Raw genomic sequence first — 12,612 nt, forward strand, 5'->3', positions numbered from 1 at the left:
TAAAATTGATTAATGACTGGCTTTCTGCAATTCCAAAATATTTTTAACAACAGCCGCGTTCCTTTCTACGAAACCAGCGTGCAGCAATTGTCCGTGCACCCCATATCCCTTATGTACGGTAAATAACTTGTGGGTATGACCTGGCATGGTCGCATATAAATCCATGATGTCTGAGCTGATTTTTTCTTCACTTTCAACATGCACCTGGCCTTCTGAGATCACAAAATGAATATCGGACGACAACTTTTCACCAAACCGGATATTATTAATAAGTTTATCATAGTGATATAACCGCTGATAAAACTCATCTCTGACCGCCTCCAGTTTCAGTTCTCTGAGACGGGGATCAAAAATCGGATAAGCCCAGTTGTCGTCCTGCTCACCATGAAACTCATTCCAAAAACCATCCAGTATGATTACCTGGTCAATAACCTTCCCCCTGCGTTCCAACTCTCTGGCTACCGGATATAATATCTTTCCTCCCGCAGAATATCCCAATAAGGTGTAAGAAGCACAATTCGACAGACCAATAATCCTGTCTGCAAAATATTTCACAGGATCTTCCGTAACGACATAATCAAAACAGCACAAACAATATTCAGGCAGGCATTCAGCCAGGAGGTCATATGAAATGGCATTCCCGGCAATAGGAGGCATACAGAAGATCCGATGCGACTGCTCCTTATTGAACACATAAGTATCGCCATTTCGAAACAGCTGTTGCTGAATGCTCTTTGCGATAATTGTAATGACGGGTTCATCGTAGAGCTGATTCAAAGGATAACTAACCCCAAATATCTGGTTGATCTTTCCCGCCAACGTAATTATGTTAATAGAATTACCGCCCAGCAAAAAGAAATCAGCATTTACGCTGATCTTATCAGCCGGCATTCCCAATATCTCCGCCCACATCCCGGTCAACTTTTCCTCTACACTATTTTGGGGACGCAGTATCTCCGTTGTGGCCGCCTCTACATCGCAGAGCTCTGGCAGGGCTTTTCGGTCAACTTTTCCCGAGGATAAAACCGGAAAATATTCGAGCTGAACAAACCGGGCCGGAACCATATAATCCGGCAATATCCGGGCAGCATATGTTTTCAGCTCAGCAATATTTATCATGCTGTCAGCAGTAAAATAGGCAACGAGATATTTTTCATCTCCGGGACTATGATGTGCGGTCACCACTACCTGCTGCAATAAATGAAATCCCTGTAATACATGCGCAATTTCATCCGGCTCTACGCGATACCCTCTTACTTTCAATTGATCATCTTTTCGGCCCTGAATGACCAAATTCCCGTCCGGCAACCACTTACCCAAATCACCGCTGAGATATATCCGTTCATTAGTATCCATCGGGTTGGGAATAAATTTCTCCTGTGTCGCTATCGGATTATTCCAATATCCTGAGGCAAGTCCAGCTCCTCCAATAGCTATCTCCCCTGTCACTCCTATAGGCACCGGCATATGCCTGTCATCCAAAATATAGATTTTCGTATTGGCATTTGGCACGCCAATAGGCACATGATCGCCTTCCATTTTCCCGCCTTTCTCTATCATATACATAGTAGCGCAAATACTTGTCTCTGTTGGTCCATATGCATTGATATAAGTAAGGTATTGACTGAACAGCTTCACCTTTTCACACACAGCGGGTTCCCCTGCAGTAACCAATTGTTTTAATGAAGGCATATTGGCGGGATCCAGCACATTCAAAAAAGCAGGAGGCAAGGTTACAAAATCAATGGAGTGCTTATTTACAAATGCTTCAAAAAAATCCGGATCACGCTTCTTCTCTTCCGGAATAATATACAACGTACCACAGGACGTCAACATCAAAAAAATATCCCAGATAGCAGCATCGAACGCCAGGGAAGCAAACTGCAATCCTTTGTTATCTTTTCCTAAACACAACGACTTTTTCGCGGCGTGTACCGTATTATAGATCCCGGAATGGGGAATATTCACGCCGCGTGGCGTGCCGGTCGATCCTGATGTATATATCATATAGGACAGGTCCTCCGGGCAATGCAGCCGCACCGGATTGGTCATTTTCCCGTCAACCTGTTGCAATCGTTCTTCCGTCAAAACGATTCTACAGCCACTATCCTGAAGAACGGCGCAGATTCTTTCCTCCGGATGTGACACATCTATAGGCAAAAACGCAGCCCCACTTTTCATTACGCCCAATATAGCTATCACGGCCAGGTTACTTCTTCCTATTCTGACAGCTATTCTTTCTCCTGGCTTCACACCGTACGTATCACGTAAATAGTGGGCCACCTGATTAGCCTTTTCATTCAACTGTTTATAGGAAAGCGCTGCTGTTTCGTCCACCAGCGCAATACCGTCAGGATGCAGTTTTGCATGCTCCTCAAATACTTCCGTTAGTGTTTCATTCGGAGGAAATTGAAAGGCGGTATCATTAAATTTATGTAGCAATGTTGCGGTTTCTTCCCTGCTCAGGTACGGCAGCTTACTGACAGCCATTTCAGGAGTATTCACCACGGCTGCCAGCATATTATTGAAATGCCGGGTAAACCTTTCCATGGAACCGGCATCAAACAGATCGGTGGAGTATTCAAGGCTGCCCAGAATACATTTCCCGCTTTCACGGAAGGTAAGGGTCATGTCCGACTTGCTGATCAGATGTTCTCCTCCTTTATATCCTTTAATAACCAAGCCCGCATCTCCGGCTTCACCTTCGGTGTCCAGGCTGTTATTCTGGACAGTAAGGTGTACATCGCATAACGCACCCCTGCCGGGGATCGCCTTTATATTCAATTCCTTAATCAGTTCATCTATCGGATATGCCTGATGTTCAAAAGCGTCCAATGACTCTTTTTTTACCTTCTCCAGCAAAGTGTAGAAACTATCTGATCCTGAAAAACGGACCCTGACCGCCAGCATGTTTACGAAAAAACCTATCATATCACCGAGGTCCCTGTGTTCTCTTCCTGCCGTGGCCGTACCGATAATAATATCTTCACTGCCCGAGTAACGATAGATCAAGATGTTCAATAGGGCTAACAATGACATAAAAAGCGTTGCGTCACTTTTTTGTCTCAACAGATTGATCCCTGTTGCCAGGTCTTCAGGTATCTCCCACTTAATAATTCCTCCTTTGTACGATTTTCTTGGAGGACGTTGTTTGTGCGAAGGTAGGTCCAGCAAAGGTAAATCTCCGGAAAGCTGCCGTATCCAATAGGCTCTGTGCCGCTGCCATCGCTCTCCCTCCATCTGCTGTTGCTCCCAGGCAGCATAATCCTTATATTGTACACGCAATGGCTGTAACGAGGGCATCTGACCCTGCGAATAAGCATTATAAAACGTCATCAGATCGCGGTTGAGGACCAGCATAGACCAACCGTCACTGATGATGTGATGAATGGCGTACATCAGCACATACCGATCCATATCACTGCGAAAAAGATAAACACGAAACAGCGGTCCCTTCTCCAGGTGAAATGGCTTTACAACTTCCTTTTGTATAATTTGTGATATGGCCAGTTCGCTGTCAGGGTCCTTTCTCATGTCATAATAGTCAATACTGAAGCTGGTGTCTTCCGCAGGGAGAATCGACTGCCGCACCTCACTGTTTCCACTCTTACGAAACACTGTCCTCAATATCTCATGCCTGTCCAGTAAGGAATGAAAAGAACGATCAAGTGCCGGATAATCCAGATCGCCATCAATTGTATAAGCAAAGCAGGTATTCCATGACACATTACGGCTTTCTTCCTGGCTGGTAGCCCATAAGCGCCGCTGGGCAGATGAAAGAAGGTATCCATCCTCCTGGTATGCCGCCACCGGGATTTGATCGACGAGATGATTCGCTACCCGTGCAGATTTATAAAATTCGATCAGTGCAGCCTTATTGGCCCTGATCTCCGCCAGCAGGTCGGGCGCCACGGATGCTCTTATTCCCACCAATTTCAAATCATCTCCATCAACCTTTACCCTGATATTGCTGGCCATCAGCTGGTCTATAATCTCCTCTATGCTCATATGATGATGGTATTACCTGGTTCAGAATCGGAGGTCTCATTATCCAGCGACCATTTTTTCCTTTCGATGATACGTGCCATGGTAGCAATTGTTGCCGACTTATAAACTTCCTGTACTTTAATTGACACCTGGAAAACATGCCTGATCTGCACCAGTATCTTAAGGATCATCAGACTATGTCCGCCAAACTCAAATATCCGGTTATTTACCCCTATCCGCCCCAAATCGATCCCCAGCACTTCGCTCCATATCAACGCCAATTTTTCCTGAACTTCCCCTTCGGGCGCCGTATACTGCCGGGGTCCATCAGGAAAAGGAGATGGCAATGCTGTTTTGTCAAGTTTCCCATTGATGGTAAGCGGGAACTGCTCCATTTGTATAAAATATTGAGGGACCATCCACACCGGTAGAACGGTAGTAACATAATTCCGTACTTCATCCACGGCAAATGTATCTGTTGACGTAAAGTAGCAACAGATCCATTCCTCCTCCTGATATTGCTTTATCACGACCACACATGCCTTCACTTTCTCATGGTCCATTATTGCCTGCTCTATCTCACCCGGCTCTATTCTATATCCCCTGACTTTTACCTGTTCGTCGCTACGGCCTCTGTATGCGATCGTTCCGGAAGGCAGCCAGCGACCAATATCACCGGTCTTGTACATCCTGCCGCCGGGATGGAATAAATCTGGTATAAATCGTTCAGCTGTTAATGTATCATGATGAAGATACCCTTTCGCCACACCTATCCCCCCGATATAGATATCCCCCCATACGCCGATGGGCTGTAACTGCAATCCGGCATTCAGGATATAGATATAAGCACCATCCACCGGGCGTCCAATGGAAAGGTCATTTACATCCACAATTTCATGTACGGTGCAACCAACCGTAGCTTCTGTAGGTCCGTATTCATTAAAAATGCGCGCGGAAGGGAACACGTCTTTTATCGCATTGATATGCACGGCGGTAAGCATTTCACCTCCCAAAATAATAGTGTCCACTGTCCCTTTTACCGGTAAATGACTGCCTAACAGCCGAATATGAGAAGGAGTCAGCTTCAACGCATTTACCTGGCATTCCCCGCTGCGTAATATTTCAATGATCTCATCCCAGTTTTTTTGTGAATCAAAAATGTGCAGCTGGTCTCCCCGTAACAAAGTAGTGAATATGCCCGTAATAGTCAGATCAAATGAAAGCGAGGTTAGCAGCGCAAAATGGTACTCCCTATTATCACCGAAATAATATTTGTTGGCCCAACAGGTGTAATTGGTGAGGCTTTCATGTGCAACCACCACTCCCTTCGGAGTGCCGGTTGACCCGGATGTATAGATCACATAAGCCACATCAACAGGAGATACATCCACGTCAGCGATTTCCTCCTCCTGGCTGTAATCTTCCTGGTCCATTAATAACACCGGCAGATGGGTACTAACTGTAGCACGGGAGTCAGCAATGACCATACGGGCCCCAGCATCCTGCAGCATTAACTGTATCCGTTTGGCCGGATATTGATGATCAATCGGTAAATAGGCAGCTCCTGACTTGAGAACGGCCAGTATAGCAATGATGGCCGCTGGCGACCGGTCCAATACAATCCCGGCTATATCTCCCTTTTGCAGCCGATACCGGTTTACCAGACGGCTGGCCAGCTTACCGGAAACCTCGTCCACTTTGCGATATGTCCATTGCTGCCCTTCATACACCAGGGCTATTCTGTCCGGCCGATTATTCACCTGTTGACGGAACAACTCATGAACGGGCAGACCTTTTATAGCAGTAGCTCCCGCAGATAACTTTCGAACCACAGCCTCTTCATCATTACCCATCAGGTGTACCTGACCCAGTACCCGTTCATCGCATTGCTCCAGCTGCCATATCAGGTTCCTGAAATATCCTATAAACCGCTCCACCGTTGAGCGTTCAAATAACCGGACCCAATACTGAAAATCCATGATGATACGCTCTTTACCATCAGCCATATTCAACGAGAGATCAAACCGCTTTACAGCTTTCTGATATTCAAACGCTTCCTCATTCTGTCCATTATCGTCCGTTAACGCTCCATAGTTAAGCAGATTTACCTGCACATCAAAAATTGGATTACGACCTTCGATTCTGTCCATGCCCAGTTTTTCCACCAGCTTTTCAAAGGGGTACTGTTGATGGTTGAAGGCCTCCCGTATATGCCCCTTTACAGCTACCATCAGTTCATGCAAGGTCATGGTATCGTTCAGCGTTACCTTAATGGCCAGGGTATTGATAAAGACACCTGCTATGTTGTCCAATGCAGGATGTATCCGGCCGGAAACGGGCATCCCGACAACGACTTCGGACTGTCCGCTTAATTTGGATACCAACAGGGAGAATATGGCAAATACGGTCATATAGGTTGTCATGCCCGTTGATGCTGCAACCTGTTTCAGCAGCATCGATTCCTTCTTAGACAAAACAAAACGGATGCGTTCTCCCTCTTCCTCCGGCAGTGAAGGTCTTGGGTGGTCAGCAGGAAGTTCCAGCACCGGAATTGTTCCCGAAAAACGTTCCAGCCAATATTGTTCCTGATCAGCTATCTGTTCCTGTACAGAATCGCTGTTCTCCCATTCTGCAAAATCCACATAACGAAGCGCTACAGGTGGCAGGGTATTCCCCTGATAAATATCCGCCAACTCTTTTCCGATAAGCTCGCAGGATATCCCATCATTCGCAATATGATGTGTATCCACCTGCAATACATGATTTCCATTGTCATCAATGACCAATGCGGCTCTGAGCAATGGGGCTTTACTCAGATCAAACGGGCGGATAAAATCCGTTGTATTTTCTTCCAGTTCAAAATAAACATCATCGTGAATAACCTGTACAGGTATACCATCTTCCATCCTGAAACTTGTTCGGAAATTATCATGTCTTTTGATCAACTGCTGAAAGGCATTCCGGATTTTTTCTTTATCGGCCACCGGCCCGATAAATATCTGCTGGGGCAGGTTGTAAGCCGTAGATAGTGGATTCACTTGTTGCAGGAAGAAAAAACGGGTTTGGGCCGCACTCAACGGATAGCTGTCTTTGATCCCGGCAAACGGGATAATTTGTTTTTGCAACAGATGGTGAATAATCTCATCCCGTCTTTCCCTGATTTCCTCCAGCAGAGGGCCGGTTAACAGCGCTTTATTACCCACTATCTTAAGTTGATCATCTATCAGCTTCAACCTGATATTATCCTGTTGAAGGCGCTTTAAAAACAATGCTGTATTCATAATAATATCTCTATTTCATCTGTTTCGGAATTAAGAGGGGCTTTTAGCGCGTGAATGTGCTCAGCCAGCTCCCGTATACTTGGTTTATCGAAAAAATCTCCTAACCTTACCTCTACCTGCAGTTCCCTGGATATGAGCGTAGTGACCCTGTTCGCCTTTAAACTATGTCCACCTATCTCAAAAAAATCATCTGTCACCCCAAAATGATCATTATTCAATACCTGCTTCCAAATATCCATCAGTTGCTCCTCCAGCGGGTTAGCCGGCGGTGTTACCTCCCGTTTCTTCACCGGCACAGGTAATGGCAATATCCGCTGATCGGTTTTTCCATTAGCCGTCAGCGGCACTTTATCGATGGGAATAATAAAAGAAGGGACCATGTACGCGGGCAACTGCCGGGAAAGGAAGGAACGCAGCATCGTTTCGCAATCATCCACACCGTCGGCGGGAACAACATACGCACAAATATAGGTATCTCCATCTTCAGCGGTTTTTACCATTATCACAGCTTCTTTTATCATCTCACTACGCTCTGCATGGTATCTGATCTCATCCAGCTCTATCCTGAATCCTCTGATCTTCACCTGATGATCTATACGGCCAAGATAGTCCAGCAGGCCGTCCTCCCTGACACATACCAGGTCTCCCGACCGGTACAATCGTTCTTCTTTCATAAAAGGGTGTGGAACAAATTTCCTCGCTGTCATTTCGGGATCACCCCAATAACCTCTGGCCAACCCGGCGCCGCCTACATATAATTCTCCCGGAACACCAACGGGAAGTAATTGCTGATGGCGGTCCAGCACATAGGTATGAAGGGTGGGAATAGCGCTACCGATGACGCTTTTACCATTTTTTATGTCCTCTTCGGATATCAACCGGAAAGTAACGTGAACAGTGGTTTCCGTTATACCGTACATATTCACCATACGTAGTGAGGGATATTTATCAAACCAATGTTTTAGTCTGCCTGGCTGAAGCGCATCACCACCAAAGATCACATAGCGCAACGACCGTAAGCCGGCACCTGCTTTATCCGCCTCCTCCAGATGATAAAAGGCCCCCGGGACCTGGTTCAGCACCGTGATCTGTGCGCCGATAAGCAACGACATAAATCCTGATGGGTCAACCGTCAGTTCCTTCGGCACAATGACAAGCTCACCTCCAAACAATAATGCACCATACATTTCCCAGACAGAAAAATCAAAATTCAGCGCATGAAAGAGCGTCCACTTATCACTGGCACTAAAATCAAACAGGTTTTTTTCACAAAAAAAGAGTCGGCTTACATTACTATGCTGTACCATTACACCTTTAGGTTTACCTGTTGAACCAGAGGTATAAATAATATATGCCAGATCGTCCGGCGTATTGATATTTTCGGGATTATCCCTACCAACATTTTGTGATAAAGTGTCATCGATCCACATTATCTCAAAAGAAACATCCCATCCCAGAGAGCCTCTTAGATCACCGGCAGCGAGTAACAGCATGCATTCGCTGTTCTCAACCATGTAACTGATCCTGGACACAGGCAACGACATATCAACAGGCAAATAACACCCGCCCGCCTTCAGCACACCCAGTATACCGATAATGGTTTCAATGGAACGCTCTCCGGCAACGGCCACTACTTTATCTCTCCCTATTCCTTTTTGTCTTAAAACGTGTGCTATCTGATTGGCACAACTGTTAAGCGTTGCGTAGGTAATTGTGGTGTTCTTATACCTGCATGCCACGTTTCCCGGATAAATGGCCACCATCTGCTCAAATCGTTGATGCAATAGTAATGGCTCATAAGCAGCTGGCTCGAAGGCGAGCAGCTTTTCCTGCTCTTCAGCGGTCAGTAGGTTTATCTTGTCCAGTAGTACGTCCGGGTCATCTGTTATATGCTCCAGTATCTGCAACAGATGGACACCCATCCGGTTTATTTTCTCTTCGTTGAATAAGGCCACATTATAGGTGATAAAAAAGTCCTGCCCGGAAAAAATAAATGCCAGGTCGTGTGAGCTGCCTACCCAACCATCATCTATAGGCACTGCTGTCATATCATCGAAAACAGAGGTGGTAACGGTATTGGCTGCTGACTCATCTATGCTCATTGATACCATTACATCAAATATGGGTGACCTGCTGGTATCCCGTTTGTCTAGCAGCTCATCAATCAGCTTGTCAAAAGGATAATCTTCATGCTGATATGCCGCTATGCAGCGGGCCTTCAGATCACTGAGAAATCCGGAATAGGATGCCCCGCCATCGATACTGGTCCTCACAGGCAGCATATTGATATAATACCCGATCTGCTGTGTGAGTTCTTCCTGCTTTCTTCCCGAAACAGGGATACCCACGATGATATCATCCTGATCGGTATACCTGTACAGTAAAATCTTTACCAGCGACAACAATGTGATAAAAAGGCTGGTATCAGCCTCCTGACTCAGTGTCTTCACACGCCCGAAACGTTGCGGAGAATAGCTAAATGACACACTTTTACCGATGAACGTCTTTACAGGCGGGCGTGGATAATCGTAAGGCAGATTAATGACCGGTAACTCACCCGCTAATACCTGATGCCAGAATTCTCCTGAAGCGGCTAATTTCTCCTTTGCTATATCGGAGTGCTGCCAGCATGCGTAATCTTTATATTGGACCTTCAATGGCGGCAATGCCAAAGACTGGCCTTTGCTATATGCTCCATACAACTGAAGCAGTTCAGCAATAAACACGTGCAGAGAGATCCCATCGCTTATAATGTGATGCATGGCAAACGTCAACAGATAACTGCCATCCCCTGTTTGTATCAGGCCCATTCTCAGCAATGGCGCTTTACCCAGGTCAAATCTTTCATGGAGAACAGCATGAATAATCTTCTCCTTCCGATCTTCACGATCTATTTCAAGCGGGAATAGTACGGGATCAATAACCTGCTGCCAATAGTTTCCCTCCCGTTTTATAAACTGTGTACGTAAGGACTCATGTCTGCTGATCAGCGCTGCAACAGCCTTTCTTAATGCTGCCAGGTCCAGCGCACCGCTAAATGCGACGGTCTTACCAAGTATTGAACCATAAAATCCGGTAGCAATTTCATCCAACAACAGCATCTGCCGCTGAGAGTATGATACGGGATAGTATTCCCGCTTTTCAACAGGCAATATGGATTTTCTGTTGTTTAATTTCTGTAGAAGGGCCTTCTTTTGTTCAGCAGTAAGATGGTTTACCTTTTTTCTCCTGGAATAACTTTCCAGTTTTTGTAGCAGGGGAGATACATCCAAACCGGCATTAAATGCGTTCGCCCTTTCCCAGGAAAGGTGGGACTCCCGTGCATAAACCTGCTCATTTCCCAGCAATTCATCCAGTGCTGCCAGCCATGGAACAATGTCCTGCGGGGGGATGTCCGGCACGGGAAATTCATGCTCATCGTGTTCATTCAAAAATCTCCTGACGGGCAGTATAGGTATCTGGAAGCCGGTACCCTGTTTGGCTTCCGAAATGCCTCCCCGGTCACTGGATATTACGGGTATCCCTCTCAGCATGGCATCCACAACGATCATTCCAAAGCCCTCCTCCCATATACTGGGCATTAGCAGCACCGACACTTTTTTAAACAGTTCATCCAGGTCTGCTGTGTTCTCCAGGAAAATAATGTTGGGAAATTCCTCCATCCGCCTCAAATCCCGGGGAGTAGTTCCCCATCCGGGTATCACCGCAAATGTGCGCGTGGGCGCGGCTGCTGCTAACCCGGTTAAGATTTCCAGTCCTTTTACCTGACATGGATTTACCATCAGTACATAGGAGTTGTGAATAGATCCCAGATTATGGAATGGACCACGTCCATAATGAGGCGGGTGGCACACCATCGCCTCGCGGCCACTGTATTGCCGGATATAATCTGCTACAAATCTGCTGATGGTAACCGTCAAGACAGCTCTGCTGATAAGCTCCGTTCTGTTACTACCGGGATATAAGCTCTGAGGCCCAAAGGGCAGCATCTGAGGCGTATGTGCGAGGTAAACTACGCTGTCCGGCTTCACCTTCAAAGCTGTCTTTAATAACAACTGAGAAGGATCTTCTGAAGAAACAAAAATCCAGTCGGGATTAAAACCACTGCTTACCTGCGTCAACACTTCGGGCAGACTATCCGATTGTATTACAGCATGTATTTCAACGCCATTTATCAGGTAAGTATAATGAGTTGGAAAGATGTCAACATTAATACCGGCAAGTCTCATCTCTTCCAACAGCGATGCGGGCGTATGCTTATCCGGGACAGAAAATGCGGGAGCTACGACCACTACGTCCACGTTCCGCCTGCGCAACTCTTCACACAGCGCCCTGTTAGACTTATTTGCTCCTCCCGACACGCGGCTATAAGGAACGTTCATGGTTAACAAGATTCTCATTAGCTATTCATTTTTTTCCTTATGAAAAAACAGGCCTGATCACCTCTCCTGTCCTTATTGAGCCGGGCTGCCTTTCTGACCATATTCTTAAATTCCCTTTTATAAAGTACCGGGTAATCTCTGCCAGGCTCACGTATCAGGGGGAGGTCCTGTTTGTATCCCTCACTCCCAAAGAACTGGAATGCTGTGGAATCATAGACGATTCTCTCTATCTCCAACCCGGTCTGCATAGCCAACAGGGACATACTCTGCTCCGAATGGATAAAAAAATGCCTGGGCGCATCCAACTGTATCCAGTCAACATTATATTCCTCCCATGCAAAAGAAGGGTAGACAGGGATTCTGATCATCAACAATCCGTTATCCTGTAAATGCTCCTTTAACTGACGCATTACTTCAAGGGGCGCTGTCATATGCTCAAAAGCGTGATTTAACAGGATAAAGTCAAACCGGCCCTCTATACCCGAAAGATCAGCTTTGAATATCCTGATCCCATTTTCATAAAACAGGTCGGATGGAATAAAAGGGTCCACCCCAGTCAGGTACTGATATCCAAGGGAGCGTAGTTTAAAAAGCCATTGCCCGGAACCACATCCCACATCCAGTATCTTTACGTTTCGTTGTATGCCCAGGTGCCGGATATAATGCAGCCAATAGTCGGTTTTGGTGGTTTTATAGGGCGTAAAAAACCATCGGACCCGGTCTTTCAAACGGTTGTATCTCCATCCAACAGGCCCGGGCGTAGTATCCTTCAGCGGCGTAAAAGCATAGTAGTTTTCCGGATAATATTTTCCCAATTCCGCAGGGGCGTCCTTTATTTGCAGGCAACCGCAATTGCCACAGGTGAAGTAGCTGAAGGTATCCCTGTAACCAAACATCATTTCACGGGCAGCATATAAGACGTTGCGCTCGGTATTGGCACATATTTTACAGCATGTCACCAT

The 12,612-nt window shown here is 46.2% G+C and carries 4 protein-coding genes; all 4 read right to left on the reverse strand.

Features of this window, described 5'->3' with window-relative positions; all coding sequences use genetic code 11:
* Positions 1-9: 9 nt before the first annotated feature.
* The 4 genes from ICL55_RS29915 to ICL55_RS29930 are packed head-to-tail and all read right to left on the reverse strand — an operon-like array spanning position 10 to position 12,612.
* The gene (locus ICL55_RS29915; protein ID WP_188104642.1) at positions 10-4,008 is read right to left on the reverse strand and encodes a non-ribosomal peptide synthetase; all 3,999 of its coding nucleotides are present in this window, start codon (positions 4,006-4,008) and stop codon (positions 10-12) included.
* Positions 4,005-7,268: a non-ribosomal peptide synthetase gene (locus ICL55_RS29920; protein ID WP_188104645.1), complete on the reverse strand. Its 3,264-nt coding sequence runs from the start codon at positions 7,266-7,268 to the stop codon at positions 4,005-4,007. The genes ICL55_RS29915 and ICL55_RS29920 overlap by 4 nt, the downstream gene beginning before the upstream one ends.
* Entirely contained in the window at positions 7,265-11,668 is a 4,404-nt protein-coding gene (locus tag ICL55_RS29925; protein ID WP_188104647.1) for a non-ribosomal peptide synthetase, read from the reverse strand. The genes ICL55_RS29920 and ICL55_RS29925 overlap by 4 nt, the downstream gene beginning before the upstream one ends.
* Positions 11,668-12,612 carry a class I SAM-dependent methyltransferase gene (locus tag ICL55_RS29930; protein ID WP_188104649.1) on the reverse strand — a complete coding sequence of 315 codons (945 nt, stop codon included), beginning with the start codon at positions 12,610-12,612 and terminating at the stop codon, positions 11,668-11,670. Before ICL55_RS29930 ends, ICL55_RS29925 begins: the two co-directional genes overlap by 1 nt.

This window comes from Chitinophaga varians, from assembly GCF_014529945.1.
Classification (GTDB): Bacteria; Bacteroidota; Bacteroidia; order Chitinophagales; family Chitinophagaceae; genus Chitinophaga; species Chitinophaga varians.

What these genes read in the sequence shown, in the direction of transcription:
- ICL55_RS29915 (WP_188104642.1), bottom strand. Translation starts at nt 4,008, where the DNA reads ATGAGCATAGAGGAGATTATAGACCAGCTGATGGCCAGCAATATCAGG.
- ICL55_RS29920 (WP_188104645.1), bottom strand. Translation starts at nt 7,268, where the DNA reads ATGAATACAGCATTGTTTTTAAAGCGCCTTCAACAGGATAATATCAGG.
- ICL55_RS29925 (WP_188104647.1), bottom strand. Translation starts at nt 11,668, where the DNA reads ATGAGAATCTTGTTAACCATGAACGTTCCTTATAGCCGCGTGTCGGGA.
- ICL55_RS29930 (WP_188104649.1), bottom strand. Translation starts at nt 12,612, where the DNA reads ATGGTGACATGCTGTAAAATATGTGCCAATACCGAGCGCAACGTCTTA.